17 protein-coding genes are annotated in these 19526 nt (G+C 71.0%); 8 read left to right on the top strand and 9 right to left on the bottom strand.

Annotation, left to right across the window (positions count from 1 at the left end):
* Positions 1 to 93 precede the first annotated feature (93 nt).
* Positions 94 to 2499 (top strand): immune inhibitor A domain-containing protein, encoded by a 2406-nt coding sequence (locus ACLQ2T_RS17025; protein ID WP_425767352.1) that lies wholly within the window; start codon positions 94 to 96, stop codon positions 2497 to 2499.
* A gap of 133 nt (positions 2500 to 2632) precedes the next feature.
* Positions 2633 to 3565, top strand: coding sequence for an alpha/beta fold hydrolase (locus ACLQ2T_RS17020; protein WP_425767223.1), 933 nt, complete (start codon positions 2633 to 2635; stop codon positions 3563 to 3565).
* Here ACLQ2T_RS17020 and ACLQ2T_RS17015 read toward each other — a convergent pair whose 3' ends face one another.
* On the bottom strand, positions 3566 to 3931 hold the full coding sequence (locus ACLQ2T_RS17015) for a hypothetical protein (protein WP_425767221.1): 366 nt from the start codon (positions 3929 to 3931) through the stop codon (positions 3566 to 3568).
* A complete protein-coding gene (locus ACLQ2T_RS17010; RefSeq protein ID WP_425767350.1) occupies positions 3928 to 7104 on the bottom strand; it encodes an SseB family protein in 3177 nt (1058 codons plus the stop codon). Before ACLQ2T_RS17010 ends, ACLQ2T_RS17015 begins: the two co-directional genes overlap by 4 nt.
* A gap of 155 nt (positions 7105 to 7259) precedes the next feature.
* Between ACLQ2T_RS17010 and mycP the strand changes: the two genes are divergently transcribed.
* Positions 7260 to 8480, top strand: a complete 1221-nt coding sequence (mycP, locus tag ACLQ2T_RS17005; protein WP_425767219.1) for a type VII secretion-associated serine protease mycosin — start codon at positions 7260 to 7262, stop codon at positions 8478 to 8480.
* A 71-nt stretch (positions 8481 to 8551) separates the two neighbouring features.
* Here the strand turns inward: mycP and ACLQ2T_RS17000 are convergent, their stop codons facing one another.
* Both ACLQ2T_RS17000 and ACLQ2T_RS16995 read right to left on the bottom strand, forming a co-directional pair.
* The gene (locus ACLQ2T_RS17000; protein ID WP_327023212.1) at positions 8552 to 8845 is read right to left on the bottom strand and encodes a WXG100 family type VII secretion target; all 294 of its coding nucleotides are present in this window, start codon (positions 8843 to 8845) and stop codon (positions 8552 to 8554) included.
* A 21-nt stretch (positions 8846 to 8866) separates the two neighbouring features.
* Complete coding sequence (locus ACLQ2T_RS16995; protein ID WP_327023213.1) at positions 8867 to 9187, bottom strand: WXG100 family type VII secretion target; 321 nt, start codon at positions 9185 to 9187, stop codon at positions 8867 to 8869.
* A gap of 243 nt (positions 9188 to 9430) precedes the next feature.
* Here ACLQ2T_RS16995 and eccE point away from each other — a divergent pair, with 243 nt between their 5' ends.
* The 4 genes from eccE to rarD all read left to right on the top strand — a co-directional run bounded on the left by eccE (position 9431) and on the right by rarD (position 13233).
* Entirely contained in the window at positions 9431 to 11239 is a 1809-nt protein-coding gene (eccE, locus tag ACLQ2T_RS16990; RefSeq protein ID WP_425767216.1) for a type VII secretion protein EccE, read from the top strand.
* 60 nt (positions 11240 to 11299) lie between these two features.
* Positions 11300 to 11686 carry a phage holin family protein gene (locus tag ACLQ2T_RS16985; protein ID WP_425767214.1) on the top strand — a complete coding sequence of 129 codons (387 nt, stop codon included), beginning with the start codon at positions 11300 to 11302 and terminating at the stop codon, positions 11684 to 11686.
* 142 nt (positions 11687 to 11828) lie between these two features.
* On the top strand, positions 11829 to 12269 hold the full coding sequence (locus ACLQ2T_RS16980) for a GNAT family N-acetyltransferase (RefSeq protein ID WP_425767212.1): 441 nt from the start codon (positions 11829 to 11831) through the stop codon (positions 12267 to 12269).
* A 52-nt stretch (positions 12270 to 12321) separates the two neighbouring features.
* On the top strand, positions 12322 to 13233 hold the full coding sequence (gene rarD / locus ACLQ2T_RS16975) for an EamA family transporter RarD (RefSeq protein WP_425767210.1): 912 nt from the start codon (positions 12322 to 12324) through the stop codon (positions 13231 to 13233).
* A gap of 7 nt (positions 13234 to 13240) precedes the next feature.
* Here rarD and ACLQ2T_RS16970 read toward each other — a convergent pair whose 3' ends face one another.
* From ACLQ2T_RS16970 to ACLQ2T_RS16960, 3 genes are all read right to left on the bottom strand, one after another.
* Positions 13241 to 13933, bottom strand: coding sequence for an anti-sigma factor family protein (locus ACLQ2T_RS16970; protein WP_425767208.1), 693 nt, complete (start codon positions 13931 to 13933; stop codon positions 13241 to 13243).
* A complete protein-coding gene (locus ACLQ2T_RS16965; RefSeq protein ID WP_425767348.1) occupies positions 13930 to 14424 on the bottom strand; it encodes a sigma-70 family RNA polymerase sigma factor in 495 nt (164 codons plus the stop codon). The genes ACLQ2T_RS16970 and ACLQ2T_RS16965 overlap by 4 nt, the downstream gene beginning before the upstream one ends.
* A 138-nt stretch (positions 14425 to 14562) precedes the next feature.
* A complete protein-coding gene (locus ACLQ2T_RS16960; protein WP_425767346.1) occupies positions 14563 to 15345 on the bottom strand; it encodes an IclR family transcriptional regulator in 783 nt (260 codons plus the stop codon).
* A gap of 154 nt (positions 15346 to 15499) precedes the next feature.
* On the opposite strand from ACLQ2T_RS16960, the gene ACLQ2T_RS16955 reads away from it, so the two are divergent.
* Positions 15500 to 16702: an MFS transporter gene (locus tag ACLQ2T_RS16955; protein WP_425767206.1), complete on the top strand. Its 1203-nt coding sequence runs from the start codon at positions 15500 to 15502 to the stop codon at positions 16700 to 16702.
* A gap of 40 nt (positions 16703 to 16742) precedes the next feature.
* Here ACLQ2T_RS16955 and ACLQ2T_RS16950 read toward each other — a convergent pair whose 3' ends face one another.
* Together ACLQ2T_RS16950 and nuoN are read right to left on the bottom strand one after the other, a co-directional pair.
* Entirely contained in the window at positions 16743 to 17810 is a 1068-nt protein-coding gene (locus ACLQ2T_RS16950; protein WP_425767344.1) for a polyprenyl synthetase family protein, read from the bottom strand.
* Between the two features lie 107 nt (positions 17811 to 17917).
* Positions 17918 to 19468 carry an NADH-quinone oxidoreductase subunit NuoN gene (gene nuoN, locus ACLQ2T_RS16945; protein ID WP_425767204.1) on the bottom strand — a complete coding sequence of 517 codons (1551 nt, stop codon included), beginning with the start codon at positions 19466 to 19468 and terminating at the stop codon, positions 17918 to 17920.
* Positions 19469 to 19526: the final 58 nt, after the last annotated feature.

Here is a 19526-nt window from a genome sequence, read left to right as displayed (position 1 = left end):
CAGTGGCCCCATCCGTAGGGGCCGATCTCACCGGCTTGCACCCCCCGATGGCCGGTTCCCTATATCCGGAGGTACCGCGTGCGGAAATTCGCAGTGGGTCTGCTCGGGCTTTCGATGACGGCGACAGGGCTGACGGTCGGATCATCGGCCTCCGCCGCGCCGATCGCGGAGCCGCCGACGGCCGCGCCGTCGATCGCCGAGCCCGCCCACGCCGAACACGACCTGCCGAACCCGCTGGAAGAGAAGCGTCGCGCACTGCGTCAGGAGGGCCTGAGCGAGGTGCTCTCGGGCCGTGTGAAAACCGAACGGATCAACGGCAGCACGGTGGCCAAGGTCGGTGACCGGGCCGTCCGTGGTGGCAAGGCCGGCCGCAACGCCAAGACCCCCAAGGGTGGCAAGGGGCCCACCGAGAAGCAGTACGTCGAGCTTTCCCGGGAGAAGACCGACCAGATCTTCGTCATCCTGGCCGAGTTCGGCGACGAGCGGCACCCGAACTACCCGGACCAGGACACCGACCCCAGTGTTCCGGGGCCTGCCCGGTTCGACGGGCCGCTGCACAACCAGATCCCCCAGCCGGACCGGCGGGTCGACAACTCCACCGTGTGGCAGCCGAACTACGACGCCGATCACTTCCGCACGCTCTACTTCGGCACCGCTCCGGGCGACGAGTCCGTGAAGCAGTACTACGAGGCGCAGTCCTCGGGTCGCTACAGCGTCGACGGTGTGGTCAGCAACTGGGTCAAGGTCAACTACAACCAGGCCCGGTACGGCCGCTCCAACGGCTACCCCTGCGACTCGATCGTCTGCTCCAACGTGTGGGCCCTGGTGCGCGACGCCGCCAACCAGTGGGTGGCCGACCAGAAGGCCGCCGGGCGCACGGACGCCCAGATCGCCGCCGACGTACGGGCCATGGACCAGTGGGACCGCTACGACCACGACGGTGACGGCGACTTCAACGAGCCGGACGGCTACATCGACCACTTCCAGATCGTGCACGCCGGTGGCGACATGGCCGACGGTGACCCGATCTACGGCGAGGACGCCATCTGGAGCCACCGCTGGTACGCGTACGCCTCCGACCAGGGTCGTACCGGTCCGCCGAACTTCCTGGGCGGGGGTACCCAGATCGGCGACACCGGCATCTGGATCGGCGACTACACCATCCAGCCGGAGAACGGCGGTCGCAGCGTCTTCTACCACGAGTACGCCCACGACCTGGGTCTGCCGGACGACTACAACGTCATCAGCGGCGGCGACAACAACAACGAGCACTGGACGTTGATGGCCCAGAGCCGCCTGGGTGCCAAGAACGACGGCGGCATCGGCGAGCGCGGCGGTGACCTGGGTGCCTGGAACAAGCTCCAGCTCGGCTGGCTCGACTACGAAGTGATCGTCGCCGGTCAGAAGCGGACCCTGGTGCTCGGCCCGCAGGAGTACAACACCAAGGAGGCCCAGGCCGCCGTGGTGGTGCTGCCCGAGCGGGAGTACACCTTCGAGAACGGTGCACCCTTCGAGGGCACCAAGCAGTTCTTCTCCGGCAACGCGGACGACCTGAACAGCACGATGACCCGGACCTTCGACCTGACCGGGAAGTCGTCGGCGACCCTGTCCATGAAGGGCCGCTACAGCATCGAGGCGGAGTACGACTACCTGTTCTTCGAGACCTCGATCGACGGTGGACAGACCTGGACTCCCCAGCCCGGCACCGCCGACGGCCAGCCGCTCAAGGAGATCTCCCCCGGTCGCTTCGCCCTGGACGGCAGCTCCGACGACGAGTGGGTGGACGTCACCATTCCGCTGGACGGGGTGGTCGGCAACCAGGTCGGTTTCCGGCTGCGGTACCAGACCGACGGTGCGGTCTCCGAGGGCGGCTTCTTCGGTGACGCCGTCACCCTGACCGCCGACGGCGTGACGGTCTTCACCGACGGGGCCGAGGACGGCGGAGCCGGCTGGACCCTGGCCGGTGGTTTCGAGGTGGTCGAGGAGAGCTACGCCCGTAAGTTCGCGAACTACTACATCGCGGGCACCCGGCAGTACATCTCGTACGACAAGTACCTCAAGACCGGCCCGTACTTCTTCGGGTACGCCAACACCAAGCCGGACTACGTGGACCACTACGCGTACCAGGAGGGTCTGCTGATCTCGTACTGGAACACCCGGTGGGCGGACAACGACACGTTCGCGCACCCGGGTGAGGGCCGGAACCTGATCATCGACTCCCGGCCCCGGCCGATCTACAACCTGACCGGCCAGCCCTGGCGGGCCCGGATCCAGGTCTACGACGCGCCGTTCAGCCTCAAGAAGGCGGACTCGTTCACGCTGCACCTCAACAGCCAGCCGCAGTACATCCGCGGCCAGGCGGCGCAGCCGCTGTTCGACGACACCAAGCAGTACTGGTTCCCGGAGCTGCCGAACCACGGCGTGAAGCTGCCGGCCACCGGCACCAAGATCAAGGTGCTGGAGCAGAAGGGCCTGAACACCAAGGTCCGATTCTCCTGAGTAACCGCACGACCACGATGCCCCGGGCAGCTCACCTGCCCGGGGCATCGCCCTTCGCCCGGCAAGGGTCGCGCCGGACACCACACACGCCGCCGGACCGGCCTACCGGCGTCGGGGTCCTAGGCTGTCGGTCATGACCGAGCAGCGTGGCGGAGCCGTCGACGAGTCCTGCGTCCTCACCGAGGGGCCGTGGACGCACCGGTTCGTCGGCGCGAACGGCAGCCGGTTCCATGTCGTGGAGGCGGGCACCGGTCCGATGGTGCTCTTCCTGCACGGCTTCCCCGAGCACTGGTGGGCCTGGCACCGGATGCTCCCCATGGTCGCCGACGCCGGCTTCCGCGCGGTCGCCGTCGACCTGCGCGGCTACGGCGCCAGCGACAAACCACCCCGGGGGTACGACGGATACACCCTCGCCGCCGACGTCGCCGGGATGATCAGGGCTCTGGGGGAACGCTCGGCGACCGTGGTCGGCACCGGAGCCGGGGGCATGGTGGCCTGGACGGTGGCGTCCTTCCATCCCACCCTGGTACGCCGGCTGGTGGTGCTCGGTGCCCCGCATCCGCTGCGGTTACGGGCGGCCATCTTCGCCGATCCGCGTGGACAGTTCGCCGCCGCCACACCCACCCTGAAGTTCCAGCTGCCCCGCTACGAACACGTCCTCACCCGAGACGACGGGCGGGCGGTGGAGGAGATCCTGCGCCGCTGGGGTGGCCCCCGCTGGGTCGCCGGCCCGGACTTCGCCGAGTACGCCCGGCAGTACCGGCAGGCCATGCAGATCCCGCAGGCGGCGTTCTGCGCCCTGGAGGGCTACCGCTGGGCGTTCCGGTCGGTGCTGCGGCTGCACGGCTACCGGTTCGTCAAGTTGATGCAACGGCCGCTTGTCGCACCCACCCTGCAACTGCACGGCGCACAGGATGTGGCCTCCCTACCCCGTACCGCCCAGGGGTCGAGTCGCTACGTCAGCGGGCCGTACGAGTGGCGGCTGCTGGACGAGGTCGGCCACTTCCCGCACCTGGAGGCCTCGGAGCTGGTGCTGGGCGAGATCCTGCGCTGGGCCAAGTCGTGATCAGACCCGCTGCTCGCGCAGGTCGGTGACCTCCCCGACCGGCGCCCATCCCTGGTAGACGCCGAAGTCGAAGGCCTCCAGCCGCAGCGCCTGCGCCACCGGCCAGCGGCCACCGGTGTACTCGACCCGCAGCCAACCCTCGTGCTCACCGAGCACGATGAACGGCTGTCCCTTCCAGGTGCAGGTCGTCCGCACGTACGCCAGTTCCTCGACCTCGGCCACCGGCACCACCCGGAGGTACCGGCCGGGTCGTACCTCGACGAAGCCCTCGGCCGGCTCCGTCTGGTACAGCCGCACGTCACCACCGTCCGGGCTGGCCTGGTACTCCCGGCCCCGCCAGCGGGCCACGTAGCCGTCGCGGGTCACTGGGCACCCGCCTCACACCAGGTGACCGTGTCGGCGTCGAAGACGGCGATCAGCCGCTCGGTGCCGTCCGCACCCAGGCGCAGCAGTTGCGCGCCGTGCGGCAGCCGGACACTGTCCACCTTGAATTCGGCGAGCACCTCACTGCTCTCCCCGGGGGCGAAGCCGTTGCCGCGGAACGGCGGACGTTCGATGACCCAGCCCTCCATGGCCCGCATCGCGGCCTCGTTCTGCCCGCCGTAGGGGATGCGGTAGAGACTCGGCCGGTACGCCGGCCACCGCAACACGTAGATCTCCTCGGCGTCTGCCGCGAACGGTGACTCCGGATGCTGTAGACCGAGCGCGCGGTAGAGCTGGTCGGGGGTGGTGAGGTGGGCCAGTTCGGTGGCCCGGTGCACGAAACCGGAGACCCGGTCGTAGCCACGTTCCAGGTAGAAGCCCAGTTGACTGGGCGCGATCGCCTTCTGCATCACGATCGGTCGAGTCGGGTCGGCTGCGGTGGCCACCTTCGGTGGGCTGCTGGTCGCCGCCGTCTTGTCGACGCCCGGTTCCGGCTCGTTGTCGTCACCGAGCCCGAGTTCGGCCGCCCAGTTGGCCAGCCCGACGATCTGCTCGCCGGGCAGCTTCGCACCGACCGGGGTACCCGGGTTGACCGCGAAGGACCATGACAACTGGGGCCAGGAGCGAATCAGCTGTACGAAGCGGACCGTCATCGTCTCGGCCGCCTGGTCGCCATGGTCGGCGAGACGCTGCGGCGAGGTGTAGGCCACCACGAAGGTCTGATCGTCCAGTTCCACCGTCGGCCAGACGTACCCGGGGTCACCGGGGCGGCTGCCCGGGGCGGAGTCCGGGGCGATCGGCAGGAGGACCCGGGCCAGCAGCAGTGTCGACAGGAAGGTGTCGGTCTTCGCGGCCCCCGCAGCGGCGAGCAGATCCTCCTCCACCTCGTTGGCCGGCTCGAACCCTGCCGGCGACACCCCCGATGCCGGGGCGGGCTCCTCCGGTGGCGACGCGGTGGCCGGCTCCGGGGTGGCCAATGGCAGGGTGGGCGTCGCGACGGTGTCCTCGGGCTCAGGTCCGGCGGCGGCCTTGTGCGACGGCGACGGGTCGAACAGTGAGGGCTCGGTTGCCGGCACCGGCGCGGTCACCTCATCCGCCACCGCCGGAACCACCACCGTGGGCTCCGCCGCCGACGAGGACATCGCCACCGTCGACTCCGCCTGCGCCGGGATGAGCATCGTCGGATCCACCTGCGTTGGCTCCGCCTGCGCCGGGGACATCGCCACCGTCTGCTCCGCCTGCGCCGGGAAGAGCGTCGTCGTCGGGTCCACCTGCGACGTAGACATGGACACCGTCGACTCCGCCTGCGCGGGGAACAAGGTCGTCGTCGGGTCCGCCTCCACCGGCTCCGCCTGCGACGGGGACAACGACACGGTCGACTCTGCCTGCGACGGGAAGAAGGTCGTGGTCGGGTCCGCCTCCACCGGCTCCGCCTGCGACGGGGACAACGACACGGTCTGCTCCGCCTGCGACGGGAAGAGCGTCGTCGGGTCTGCCTGCGACGGGGACATCGCCACCGTCTGCTCCGCCTGCGCGGGGAACAACGTGGTCGTCGGATCCGCCTGCTCCGGCTCCCCCTGCGAGGGGGACAACGACACCGTCCGCTCCGCCTGGGACGGAAAGAAGGTCGTCGTCGGTTCCGCCTGCCTCGGGGTGATCGGTGCCGTCGGTTCCGCCTCAGTGGGCCAGGTCTGCGGTGCCTCGGAGGTCGGGGGCAGGGTCGGGCCTGCTTCGGGGGCCTGGCGTTGGGTCGTACCGGGCTCCGGGTGCTGCTGCGCGGGCGGCCCCGAAGTCAGGTCCCGGGCCTCGATGATGGTGCCCTCTATGACGATCGGGGTGAACCCGCGCCTCGGCTCGGGCGGGGCGGAGACCGGCTCCGCCGCCGACGGGAGGGTCTGCTCGCCACCCTCGGTCGACTGGCGGCGGGGCAGCGCCTGGGTCTCTGCGGTCGGGTCGCCTGGCACCGAGCCGGTCAGATCGGTCGGCGCGGTCGACCACAGACGCTGGGTCGGTTCCGGCGACGGGTCGGCCGGGGGCCGCAGCGGCTGGGTCGCCTCGCCGTTCGCGTCGGGCCGGGTCAGGCCGCCGGTCTGGGCGTCCTGGCTGAAGTCGAAGGCTCGGGTGGTGCCGTCGGCGGTCGACTCGGGGGCCTGGCCACGGCGGGGGAACGGCTGCCCGCTGCGGGAGAACCGGGAGGGCGCGGTGGCCCGCTCGCTTCGGGAGGCCGTCCGACCGGAGGCCGGTTCGAAGAAGGACCGCCGGGGCGGGTGGTCGGCGGCCTGACCGTTGGCTGGGGCTCCGTCCTGCTCGGCGGTGACCGGTCGACCGAGTGTCTCCCCGGGCGGGGGCATGGGCTGGCGCGGCGGCAGGTGCCCCTGGCGGTCCCCCCAGAGGCCATCGGCGGTCTCGGGACGCGCGCCACCGGCGAGGTCCGGGCGCTGGCCGCTGAGGCCGGGTCGGGGTTCGGGGGCGCTCGGCCTGAGGTGACCGGCGCCCGGATAGCCCGTTGGCTGACCGGCGGGCGGTTGACCGGGCACTCGGGTGCCTGCGCCCGGTGCGGTCACCGCGACGTCGGAGAGTTGAAAGGCGGCCGGGATCACCGGCGGAGGCATCTCCGGTCGACTCGGGCGGAGTTGTGCCGGGGGGTTCGCGGCCGGGCCGGATTCGCGCAGCCGACTCATCGCCTCGACCCGCTCCAGCCTGGCTCGGGCACCGACGGTGCGGCCGGGCAGCCGGACGTCACCCCGGGAGAGCTGAGCGACGTACCAGGCGGGCAGGTAGCCCTCGATGGGCAAGCCGGGGTTGACCGCCAACCACCACTCGTGGTTCGGCCAACCGGTGGCCAGTTCGGCGTAGCCGGTGCGGCGGGCGGACGCGCCGTACTCACCCAGGCAGGCCCGCATCGCCTCGACGGAGGTGAAGGCCAGGACGTGCGTACGCCCACCGGTGGTCCAGGTGCCCCAACCCGCAGGTGCCGATCCGGGGACCGTCGGCGCGGAGATCGGCAGGAGCAGTTCGATGCTGGACAGGATGCGGAAGTAGAGCTGTTGGTCATTGCTGCGTAGTGCGTCCCGCAGCGCCGCTTCCGCCTCGGTGGCCGGCTCCCAGTCGGTCACGGCCACCCCCTCCTCCCGGGCCCAGGCCATAGGTGTCGGTTACAACCTACAAGGTCATATCAAGATCACAATGACAAGGCTGGCTGGGATCCACCGCCGTTTCGTCCCAGGCGATAACATCCCGTTCCGGTGTCGACACGATACGGAGGCGGTCGATGTCCCGGTACGCTCGGCATCCCCTTTTCGCGGGTCTGACCGCCGTCCTGCTGTTCGTGGCGGATGCGGTCGGGGCCGGGACGGCTGTCGCCTCGGTCACGACCGGCCGGACGCCGGGTTGCGAGGCACCACCAGCACCTGCCCGGCCGGTGTCCGCGGTCCCCTGGCCACAGCAACGGTACGCGCCCGAGCGGCTGCACTCCTTGGCTACCGGATCGGGAGTGACCGTGGCGGTGGTCGATTCCGGGGTGGATCGACGCCACCCACAGCTGACCGGCCGGGTACTCACCGGCACCGACCTGCTCGATCCCGGCGGGGACGGCACCCGCGACTGCGTCGGCCACGGAACCGGGGTGGCGAGCATCATCGCCGCCGCCCCCAGGGACGGAACCGGCCTGCGCGGGCTGGCACCGAAGGCCCGCATTCTGCCGGTACGGGTCAGCGAACAGCAGATCGTGGACGGTCAGGGAGCAGGTCGTACGGTCGCCCCGGCCGACTTCGCCCGCGCGATCCGCTGGGCGGTGGACAACCGCGCCGATGTGGTCAACCTGTCCGTGGTCCTGTACGCCGACCATCCGGCGGTACGCGAGGCGATCGGCTACGCCCTGGCCCGGGATGTGGTCGTGGTGGCCGCCGTCGGCAACCTGCACGGCAGCGGTGATCCGCGCCCGTACCCGGCGGCGTACGAGGGGGTACTCGGCGTCGGTGCGGTCGGGGCGGACGGTGTCCGGGCCGACTTCTCCCAGGTCGGATCCTATGTGGATCTGATGGCACCCGGCTCGGAGGTGCTGATGGCCGCTCCCGGGCAGGGTCATCATCGGGCTGAGGGGACCAGCTATGCCGCGCCGTTCGTGGCCGCCACGGCGGCCCTGTTGCGCGAGTACCGTCCCGAGCTGAGCGCCCCGGAGGTGGCCGACCGGCTCATGGCCACCGCCGACCCGGCCCCCGGCAACGGTTACGGCGCCGGGGTGCTGAACCCGTATCGGGCGGTCACCGAGTCCGCCACCGGCAGGGTCACCCGGCCCGCCCCGGTCATCGCCCTGCCCGACGAGGGGCCCGACCCCGCACTGGTAGCCCAGCAGAACCGCCGGGCCGCCGCCCGGCAGCGGGCCGTCCTGCTGGCCACCACGGGCGCTGTGCTGGTGGTCGGCATCGTGCTGACGGCCCTGATCGTGCCCCGGGGTGCCCGACGCCGCTGGCGTCCCGCCGACCCCGCTTGACGAACCACCCACCCCGAGGCCTGACGCGCGGCGACGCCGCTCAACCGAACGGGCGGCGTCGCCGCTGGTGGTCACCGGAACAGGCCGACGTTCTTCTTCTCGGTGTCCAGGTAGTCGGCAGCTGACTCGTCCACCGCCAGCTTGATGTCACGCAGCATCGCCTGGAGGTCCTGGGAGGCGTTGCGCCACCGGGCCTGCCGCTGCTCGTACGCCTGCTGGGCCTCACCGGACCAGGTGGCCACCAACGGGGCGGCATCCCGTTCCAGCTGGCCCAACTGCGAGTCGAGCGTGTTCAACGCCCGCTGGATGTCCGCGCTGGCCTGCTGCAGCGCGGCGAAGTTGACGACAAGCACACCGTGCTCCATCGAATCCCCCTGGATCGTGGTCTAGAGCGGCAACTGAATGCCGCCGCGGTTGGTGGCGGACACCCGGCTGGCCGCCTCGGCGTCCGACGCGTCGTAGTGCGTACCGGCCGTGCGGATCGCCCCTGCGGTCTCGCGCAGCGCCCGCTGCAAACTGGCCTGGTCCTGCGCCCACTGCTGTTTCACCTGCTCGAACGACCGGCCACCGGCCCCGCGCCAGGCCTGCTGGAGAACCTCCAGCTGGGTCAGCAGTCCACTGAGCATCGACTGCAACGACTGGTCCGTCTGCTCGAACTTCGCCGCGGTCTGCTGCATCACCGCGGCCTGTGCCTGGGTCTGGGACACCCCGACATCTCCTTGTCTGCTGGGTCGTGGCTGGCCCTGCGAACATCACGCACCCGCCGGCACCGGAAGGGGCTTGCGGGCCGTGGGATCGGACCAATGACGTCTCGTCGCTGACGGTAGCGGCACCGTCGCTGTTGTGCTACCCCGTCCCGTTCCCCTGTGGACAACGCTGATCCCGTTCGCTCACTACGATGGGCGGCAGTCGGGTTGCGGCGGGTGACCGGCCGAGGAGGTGCGGTGGCGATGACAAGCCTCCCGACCACGGTTGCGCCTGCCCCGACCGAAGGGTCGCCCGAGCAGCGCATCCCACCTGCCGCCGCCACGGCCGGGCGCGGTGAGTACTGGCGAGAGCATCGACCTCGGGCAGGGCAGGTCGTGACCACGCAGGTGGCGGTGGCCGTGGTCGTCGCCGCCTCGGGCCGGGGCGTGGTCACGCTGTCGGCCGCCGCCGTGCTGGCCGTAGCCCTGTTGCTGCTCGCCTGGGGCCGGGTTCGTCAGCGGTGGCTGTACGAGTGGTCGGGCACCGGTCTGGGCTATCTCACCCGGCAACGCGCACTCACCGCGCCGGGCGGACCGGCGGCCCTGCTCGATCTGGTCGCCCCGGACACCGTGCGTCACCCGGCCGATCTGGCGGGCTCCTCGGCGGTGCTGTTCGACGACCCCGGTGGGGTGGTGGCACTGCTGGAAATCGGCGACCGGGCCGATCTGCTCGGCGACGGCGGGCAGCACCTGCCCTCGCCCGCCGCCCTGCTACCGGCCGACCCCGACCAGGCTCCGCCGGTACGCATTCAGCTGGTGCTGTCCGCCTCGGCGGCTCCGGCGCTCCGTGCCGGTGGCGGCCTGTCGGCCACCTCGTACCGCCAGTTGACCCAGGGTCGGCTGGCCGGCTGGGAACGGGGGGTACTGGCCGTACGGGTCATCCGGACGGAGGGCTGGTCGGAGGAGGCGTTACGGCGAACCCTGGCCAGCACCGTCCGCCGGATCATCCGCCGCTCCGGTTCGTTGTCGATCCGACCGCTGGGCGAGCAGGCGGCGCTGCGGGTGTTCGCCGAACTCGCCCACCATGACGGGCGACCCGTTCGGGAGTCCTGGCAGGCCGTGCGCTGCGGCGGGTTGTTGCAGACCACTTTCCGACTGCGCCGATGGCCCACCTCGGAGGGCGGACGTCAGCTGGTGCCGCGGCTGTTGACGCTGCCGGCTACCGCGGTCACGGTGTCCCTGCACGCCGAGCCGGGTCCGACCGAGGGTCTGACCGTACGGATCAGCGCCTCGACTCCCGCCGAGCTCTCCGCCGCCGCGCGGGCGCTGCGCGGGCTGGTGACGACGGCCGGTGGGGTGGTGCAGCGACTCGACGGGGCCCACCTCTGCGGCTTGGCGGACACCCTGCCACTGGCCCCGCCCGTCCCGGCCACCCTCGGGGTCGGGTCCGAGTTGGACCTGCCGTACGGCTCAGCCGGCCTGGTGGTGGGAGCCAACCGGCACGGCGATCCGGTCACCGTCCGGCTGTTCCGGCCGGAGAGCACCCGGGTGATGATCGTCGGCGGGGTGCGGGCGGCCCAGTTGCTGACCATGCGGGCGATGGCCCTGGGCTGCCGAGTCGTCGTCCAGACCAGCCGACCTCAGGCCTGGCAACCGTTCGTACGCGGGGTCGGCACGCCGGGCGAGACGATCCCGCTGGTTCCGCCCGGCAGGCCGGTGGAGACCGAGCCGGGCACCCCGCTGTCACCGCTGCTGGTGGTCCTGGACGCGCCGCCGCCCACCGGCGGTCCCCGGCCGGGTGCGGCCTGGCAGACCACCCTGCTGGTACGCGACGAGTTGACCCCGGCGGACGCGGATGCCCTGGGCCGGTCCGACCTGGCCCTGCTACAACCGTTGAGTCCTGCGGAGGCCTCGATCGCCGGGACCGCCCTGGGGCTCGGCGACGCGGCCGACTGGCTGACCCGGATCCGGCCCGACATGGTGGCCGTGGTGAACCGGCGGGCTCTGCGCTGGGTGCTGCTCGCCGGCACCCCGTTGGAGGCCCAACTGGTCGGTCGTCCGTCGCGCGCCTGAGACCGGCACAGGCGATCTCGCGGGTACCGTCTCTGGCCTGGTCGTGACACCATGCCGGCCATGGATTTCCTGAAAGGTCTACTGATCCGGGTCGGCGCCACGGCGGTGGCCTTCTGGCTGGCTACCCTGATCATCCCCGGCATCTCTCTCGACACGGAGTCGGTCAGCGAAACGGTGCTGACCCTGGTCCTCGTGGCGGTCATCTTCGGCGTGGTGAACGGGGTCCTCCAGCCGATCATCAAGACCGTGGGCTGCGGCTTCTACCTGCTGACCCTCGGTCTGATCGCCCTGGTGGTCAACGGTCTGCTCTTCCTGCTGACCGGTTGGATCGCGGACCAGGTCGGGCTGCCCTTCGAGGTGGACGGCTTCTGGCCGGCCGCCGTCCTGGGTGCCCTCTTCGTCGGCATCGTCACCTGGGTCCTCGGCGCCGTCCTCGACCGCGACTGACCCCACCACCCACCGGCCGGCAGCGCCGAGCCGGGCCGAGCCGGACAGGTACCGCTCAACGAGCGGTACCTGTCCGCTGTGCAGGCCAGATTGCGGGATCCGGCTACCGGACCCGACCGGGGTACGGACTACCGTCGCAGGGGTGTTCACGCTGACCCGCGACGACGGCTACACGATCAGCACCGATCCGGCCCGGCTGGACCTGGACCGGGTGCACCACTGGCTCAGCACGGACGCCTACTGGGCGCTCGGACGAGACCACGAGACGGTGACCCGGGCCTTCGCCGGCTCGATCGGGTTCGGTGTCTACCGGCCGGTCGACGGCCGCCAGGTCGCCGTGGCGAGGGTGATCACCGATCAGGTCACCTTCGGCTACCTGTGTGACGTGTACGTCGACCGGACCGAGCGAGGTCGCGGCCTGGGCACCTGGCTGGCGGGCGCGGTCCGCGACCATCTGGCCACCCTGGGCGTACGCCGGCTGCTGCTGGCCACCCAGGATGCGCACGGGCTCTACCAGAAGCTCGGCTTCACTGCGGTGCAGGCCGAGCGCTGGATGGAACTGGACCGCCGTAACCAGCAGTGAGCCCGCTCACCGGCAAGGAGCAGGCGGGGAGATCGGCCCTTACCGTGTAGCCGTGACACCCCTGCGCCTCGGATATCTCTACGGGCTCGCCGCGTACCTGATGTGGGGATTCTTTCCCCTCTACTTCAAGCTGCTCCGTCCGGCCAGCCCCTTGGAGATCCTCGCCCACCGGGTGATCTGGTCTGTGGCCTTCGTCGCCCTCCTGCTCGGCGCGATGCGCAACATCGGATTCCTGCGGGCCCTGTTGCGCCGACCGCGAGCCTTGGCGGGCATCGGGGTGGCCGCCACCCTGATCGGGCTCAACTGGTTCACCTACATCTACGGGGTCAACTCCGACCGGGTGGTGGAAACCGCCCTCGGGTACTTCATCAATCCCCTGGTGGTGGTCCTGCTAGGGGTGGTGGTGCTGCGGGAACGTCTGCGTCCGGGGCAGTGGCTGGCCCTGGGCATCGGCGGGCTGGCGGTGGCCGTACTCACGGTCGACTACGGTCGACTGCCGTACCTGGCCTTGATCCTGGCACTGACCTTCGGCGGGTACAGCCTGGTCAAGAAGCAGCTCGGGCTGCCCGCCGCGGAGGGCCTGTTCGTCGAGTCGGCCGTGCTGGCGTTGCCCGCCCTCGGCTACCTGGGCTGGCTGGCGGCCACCGGGGAGGCGACCTTCGGGCAGGTCTCGACGGGGCACACCCTGCTGCTGGTCCTGGCCGGTGCGCTGACCGCCATCCCTCTCCTGCTGTTCGCCGGGGCCGCCAACCGGCTCCCGCTGACCGCCCTGGGCATGCTTCAGTACGTGGCCCCGATCCTCCAGCTGGGCTGCGGGGTGCTGATCTTCCACGAGCCGATGCCGCCGGCCCGCCTGGCCGGATTCGCTCTGGTCTGGCTGGCCCTGATCGTCTTCACCGTGGACGGGTTGCGCCAGGCCCGGCGTACCCGCCGCGAGCGCCCCGGCCCGGCCGCCGCCCGCTGACCCCGCTTCAGGGCACGTCGTACGCCAGCACCACGGTGCCGTCGGCCCGGAGCAGTTCCAACCGGACCAGTTCGGCATTGGTGAACCGGGTGGCTCCGCTGATCCGCAGGTCGTCCCCGGGTGCGGCCAGCCAGGAGCCGATCTGCTCCTGTGACCCGTCGGCGGCGTGGGCCACCAGCCGGAAGGCGTTCGCCTTGCCATAACCGGAGCGCTCGTCGTACCCACAGGTCATGGTGACCTCGGTGCCCCAGTTGGTGCCGGTGAGCCCGATCTCGGCGTGCAGAGGCACCGCACCCGCGACCGGACGCATCTGCACCATCCGCACCTGGGCCACCGGCCCGGTCGGCGCCGGTTCGGGCAGCATCGTGGCCGTGCCGAAGCCGACGACCAGGGCGAAGGCGGCAGCCGCCAGGCCGATGACGGCGTACCGCAGTCGGTTGGCCTGCCGCTCCCGGCGCCGACGCTCCCGCGCGGCGCTGAGCAACTCCGGCACCCGGGGGTTCTCCGGCAGTGGCAGGAACTGCTCCAGGCTGGTCGGATCCAACCGGCCGAGCAGACCGGGCAGCACGGCGATCTCCGAGACGGACTGCTGGCAGGCCGGGCAGTCGACCAGATGGCGTTCGTAGGCCGCGCGGTCCGCGGGAGACAGGGCACCCAGCACGTACGCGCCATCGTCGTAGGCGAAGTCGCAGCGGCTCATCCGGTCACCCCCATCTCGGCAAGCACCAACCGTAGTGACCGCAGGGCGTAGTGGGTTCGAGACTTCACCGTCCCGGGCGGAACACCCAGCCGGGAGGCCGTCTCCGCGACCGAGCGGCCCTGATAGAAGCACTCGACCAGCACGTCCCGGTGGGAGGGGCTGAGCCGGTTGAGCGCCTCGGCGACCGTCCACGCCTCGACGGCACGTTCCGTCTCGTCGACGACCTCCGGCGGTTCGGGCAGTTCGTCGGTGTAGATCTCGCCGACCCGGGTGGAGCGGCGTCGCCAGGCGTCGATGGCCAGGTTGCGTGCGGTCGTGAACAGCCAGGCCCGTACCGAGCCGCGACGCGGGTCGAGCGACTCCGGGTGGCGCCAGGCCCGCAGCAACGTCTCCTGCACCAGGTCCTCGGCACGCTGCCGGTCGCCGTTGACCAGCCGCAACGCGTGCGCGTAGAGCGCGTCGGCATGTTCGTCATGCAGGGCACGCAGCAGATGGGCGTCGTGGTCGCTGATGATCCTCTCCTCGCTCTCGACGGGAGCGGGCGCGGCGTTACGACCTCTGGTACGTGCGGTCACCCGGAAGAGTTCAGTCGCAGCTCAAACCTGGGGGTTGGGCGCGAGGGGGGCGGCTCAGACTTCCGTGGCCAGGCTGTCGGCGATCGCCCGGGCGGCGGTGAGCAGCTTCGTCCGCACCACCCGGGCAGAGGTCATCATCTCGCTGGCCGGCAGCGCACAGGCCAGTACGGTCCGCCGCTCGATGTCCTTGTCCGGGCTGATCAGCACGGCGGCACAGGCCACCCCCTGCCGGAACTGGCCCAGCTCCAGTTGCATCCCACGACGTTCCCCGGCCGCCAGATCGGCCTCGAAGGCCTCCGGAGTGCACAGGGTGGCGCTGGTGAACGGGCGCATACCGTACTCACGGAGGTAGCGGTGGCGTTGCTCGACCGTGAGGGTGGCCAGCAGGGCCTTGCCGAGGGCGGTCGCGTGGGCTCCCTCGTCGAATCCCGGCACGAGATCCTCCAGATAGGGCGAACGGGCGCCCTCCGCGACAGCGGTGATCGCCACCTGCCCCCCGACGAACCGGCCGAGGTAGTGGCTCCAGCCGGTCTCGACGGCCACCCGGCGCAGGGTCTCCCCGACCGCCGGCGACCCCCGGAAGGCGGCGACCAACTCGCGATAGCGGTCGGCCACCTCCAGGCCCACGATGTACGTGCCGTCCTCCCGACGGATCACATATCCCTCGTACGCCAGGGTCCGCACCAGGTGGTATGTGGTGGCCACGGTCAGCTCGCAGCGTCGGGCGATCTGTTTCACCGTCAGCCCGCGCGGGGCACGGCCGACCGCTTCGAGCACTCGAAGTGCGCGGGACACGCTCCGGATCAGATCCGAAGGCTCCGCCAGGGGGTCGCGCACAACCACCTCCGCCACCAGGGACTTACACCATATGAAAAAGCGGCCCCAGGCGAAATCCCTGATCGGATGGATGACGCAGGCGGATGACGTACATGAAGTGATCTCGGTTGCACTTCGTGTCGCCACCCCCGTACTCGCATAGGTTGATCTGACCATGACCGACACCGCCTCGCTTCCCGATCCGACCGCCGGCACCAGGCCGGTCCGTGCCAGCGCGGTGGCCGTCGTCGTGACCATCGCCTGCGTCCTGCCGGTCTTCCTGGTCGGTGGTCTGGCCGTACAGATGCGGGAGGAACTGGCCTTCTCCCCCGCCGGACTGGGATTGGCGGTAGCGGTCTACTTCGGGGTCAGCGCACTGACCTCCGTGCCCACCGGGGCCCTGGTGGAGCGGTGGGGTGGCGCCGTGGTGGCCCGGGTCGGAATCCTGATCTCCGCCGGCTGCCTGTTGGCCACGGCGGTGCTGGCCCGGTCGTACCCGGTGCTGGTCGGCCTGCTCGCGGTGGCCGGCACCGCCAACGCCCTGGGTCAGCTGTCCAGCAACGCACTGCTGGCCCGGCACGTACCGACTCGGCGGCAGGGTCTGTCCTTCGGCATCAAACAGGCCGCCATCCCGGTCTCCACCCTGCTGGCCGGGGCGGCCGTGCCCACCCTCGCCCTCACGGTCGGCTGGCGCTGGGCCTTCGTGGCAGCCGCCGCTGCCGCGCTGGCCACCCTGCCGGCCGTACCCGCACAGAGTCCGCAACCTGCCCGCCGGCCGGTCGGTGGTGCCGGGCGCGGGACCTTCCCGCTGGTGGTGGTCGGCATAGCCGCGGCGCTCGCCGCCGGGGCGGCGAACGCGCTGGGCACCTTCGTGGTGGACGCCTCCGTCGACCGGGGACTGGCACCGGCACTGGCCGGGTTGACCCTGACCCTCGGCAGCGCGGCCTGCATCGTGACCCGGGTCGGTTTCGGCTGGCTGGCCGACCGCCGTTCCGGCGGGCACGTCACCGTGATCGCCGGCATGCTCGTCGTCGGGGCGGTCGGGCTGGCCCTGCTCACGATGGCCGGCCCGGTACCGCTGACGGTCGGCGTACTGCTCGGCTTCGGCCTGGGCTGGTCGTGGCCGGGGCTGATGAACTTCGCGGTGGTCCAACTGCATCCCCAGGCGCCGGCCGCCGCCACCTCGATCACCCAGACCGGGGTGTACGCCGGTGGTGCCATCGGCCCGCTGACCCTGGGTCCCCTAGCCGCCGCAGCCGGCTACCCGACGATGTGGCTGACCGCGGCCATCGCCATGCTGGTCGCCGCCGCGCTCATGCTGACCGCCACCCGCCTGCTGTCCGCCCAGCGTCAGCCGGTCACCCCACGCCCGGCGTGAGGCGGGCCTTCATCATGGTTGACGCCTGATCGGCGGCGGGTCAGCTGGTGCGGTCGGCGATGTGGTCGCAGAGGGATTCCAGGGCCCGCCGGGCAGGGATCTGCGGCAGCGGGGCGAGCTGCGCCCGGGCGTCCTCGGCGTAGCTGCGGACGGTCTCCCGGGCCCGCTTGAGCGCTGCGGACTCCCGCAGCAGACCGAGGGCCTCGGCGTGCAGGGCATCGTCGGTCAGCGGCCCGGTGGCCAGGATCTCCCGCAGGCGCACCGAGGCGGCGTCGGTGTCGTCCGCAGCCAGGGCGTACAGCACCGGCAGGGTCGGCACCCCCTCCCGCAGGTCGGTGCCGGGGGTCTTGCCTGACTCGGTGGACTCGCTGGCGATGTCCAGCAGGTCGTCGGAGAGCTGGAAGGCCACCCCGATGGTCTCGCCGTAGCCGGCCAGTGCGGTGACATGCTCGGGCGCGGCACCGCCGAACAGGCCGCCGAAGTGCGCGCTGGTGGCGATCAACGACCCGGTCTTCTCCGCGATCACCCGCAGGTAGTGGGAGACCGGATCGTCGCCGACCCGTGGCCCGACGGTCTCGGCGATCTGACCGTGCACCAGCCGGGCGAAGGTGCGGGCCTGTAGGCGTACCGCCTCGGGACCCAACTCGGCCGCGACGTCCGCGGCCCGCGCGAAGAGGTAGTCGCCGACCAGGATGGCGACCGAGTTGGTCCAGCGCGAGTTGGCGCTCGGGGCGCCCCGACGCACCGGGGCCTCGTCCATCACGTCGTCGTGGTACAGCGTGGCCAGGTGGGTGAGCTCCACCACCACGGCGGCCGACACGATCTCCGGCCGGCTCGGGTCACCGAACTGCGCGCCCAGGGCCACCAGCAGGGGCCGGAACCGCTTCCCACCGGCATCCGCCAGGTGTCGGGCGGCCTCGGTCACGAACGGGTCGGCACTGGCGACGGTGTCGCGCAGTTCCGCCTCGACCACCTCCAGCAGACCCAGCACGGACTCCTCCGTGCGAGAGTCGGCGAGATGAAGGCCGAGCGCGCCGAACTGACCTGCGCCAAGTCGGTTCCGGCGGCCACCGCAGCCGGTGCCATCCGAACGCTCGCCACCGCTAATCCCCACGACTCCACCATGCCACACGGGCTCTACCTGCACCGGACCGGGGATACACGGCGAGGGCCGGCCCACAGTCGTGGGCCGGCCCTCGTCAGCAGGGTCTACCGCTAGCGCACGAACTCGGCCGCGTTGGAGGCCAGGTCCAGCAGTGGTCCGGGCGCCACCCCGAGCACCAGGGTGGCGAGCACACCGATCACCAGGGCCGCCGAGGTCAGCCCACCGGGCACGGTGACCGTGGGGGTCGACTCACCCGGCTCGGACAGCCACATCATCACCACGACCCGCAGGTACGGGAAGGCCAGCACCATGCTGGTCAGCACACCGGCGATCACCAACCAGACCTGCCCGCCCTCCAGGGCCGGCCCGAAGACCGCGAACTTGCTGGTGAAACCGCTGGTCAGCGGGATACCGGCGAAGGCCAGCAGGATGAAGGTGAACACGGCCGCGTACAGCGGGGAACGCCGGCCCAGCCCGGCCCAGCGGGACAGGTGGGTGGCCTCGCCGTCGGCGTCCCGCACCAGGGTCACCACCGCGAAGGCCGCCAGCACCGCGAAGCCGTACGCGACGAGGTAGAACATGGTGCCGGAGAGCCCGTTCGCGCCCGGGGCCAGCACCCCGACCAGCAGGTACCCGGCGTTGGCGATGGAGGAGTACGCCAGCAGCCGCTTGATGTCGGTCTGGGTCACCGCGAACACCGCGCCGACCAGCATGGTGAGCACCGCCACCACACCAAGCACCGGGGTGAAGTCCCAGCGGGCACCCTCGAAGGCGACATGGAAGACCCGCAGCAGGGCACCGAAGGCGGCCACCTTCGTGCAGGCGGCCATGAAACCGGTCACCGGGGTCGGCGCACCCTGGTACACGTCCGGGGTCCAGACGTGGAACGGTGCCGCGGCGGCCTTGAACAGCAGACCGATCGCCACCAGGGCCATGCCGGCGAAGAGCAGCACCGGGCTCTGCGTCGAGTTGGCCACCGCCGCGTGCAGGGTGGCGAAGTCGACCCCGGCCGGGCGGTCGCCCAGCCCGGCGGTGAACCCGTAGAGCAGGGCCAGGCCGAACAGGAAGAAGGCCGAGGCGTACGCGCCGAGCAGGAAGTACTTCATCGCGGCTTCCTGGCTCAGGATCCGCCGACGACGGGCCAGCGCACAGAGCAGGTAGAGCGGCAGCGAGAAGACCTCGAGGGCGATGAACATGGTCAGCAGATCGTTCGCCGAGACGAAGACCAGCATGCCACCGACCGCGAAGGTGACCAGCGGGTAGACCTCACCGGCACCACCGGAGCGCGCCATCTGCCGCCGGTCGTCCGGGGAGTCGGCGGTGATGGCGGCCTGGGCGACGAATGCGCCACCCCGCTCGATCGCCCGCTCACCGATCAGCAGCAACGCCACCGCCGACAGGACCAGGATCGAGCCCTGGAGGAACAGGGTGGGCCCGTCGATGGCGATCACCCCGATGGTGATCAGCCGCTTGTCGGCGTTGAACACCACCATGGTCAGCGCGGCGAGCACCGCCAGCAGCGCCAGCGGCAGCTGGATGGGGTGCCGCAGGCGGCGAGGCACGAAGGCCTCGACCAGCACCCCGACCACCGCCGCGCCCATCATGATCAGGATCGGCGCGAGTGCCGCGTAGTCGATCGGCGGCAGTTCAAACTCGTTCACCAGACCAGCCTTTCGTTCGCGACTGCGGTACTCCGCTGCGCTGCGTTCCCCGCGCTCA

Origin of the sequence: Micromonospora sp. DT229, assembly GCF_049844505.1 — a bacterium.
Classification (GTDB): Bacteria; Actinomycetota; Actinomycetes; order Mycobacteriales; family Micromonosporaceae; genus Micromonospora.
This window is presented reverse-complemented; position numbering and strand designations above follow the sequence as displayed.

What these genes read in the sequence shown, in the direction of transcription:
- ACLQ2T_RS17020 (WP_425767223.1), top strand. Translation starts at nt 2,633, where the DNA reads ATGACCGAGCAGCGTGGCGGAGCCGTCGACGAGTCCTGCGTCCTCACC.
- mycP (WP_425767219.1), top strand. Translation starts at nt 7,260, where the DNA reads ATGTCCCGGTACGCTCGGCATCCCCTTTTCGCGGGTCTGACCGCCGTC.
- ACLQ2T_RS17000 (WP_327023212.1), bottom strand. Translation starts at nt 8,845, where the DNA reads ATGGAGCACGGTGTGCTTGTCGTCAACTTCGCCGCGCTGCAGCAGGCC.
- eccE (WP_425767216.1), top strand. Translation starts at nt 9,431, where the DNA reads ATGACAAGCCTCCCGACCACGGTTGCGCCTGCCCCGACCGAAGGGTCG.
- ACLQ2T_RS16985 (WP_425767214.1), top strand. Translation starts at nt 11,300, where the DNA reads ATGGATTTCCTGAAAGGTCTACTGATCCGGGTCGGCGCCACGGCGGTG.
- ACLQ2T_RS16970 (WP_425767208.1), bottom strand. Translation starts at nt 13,933, where the DNA reads ATGAGCCGCTGCGACTTCGCCTACGACGATGGCGCGTACGTGCTGGGT.
- ACLQ2T_RS16955 (WP_425767206.1), top strand. Translation starts at nt 15,500, where the DNA reads ATGACCGACACCGCCTCGCTTCCCGATCCGACCGCCGGCACCAGGCCG.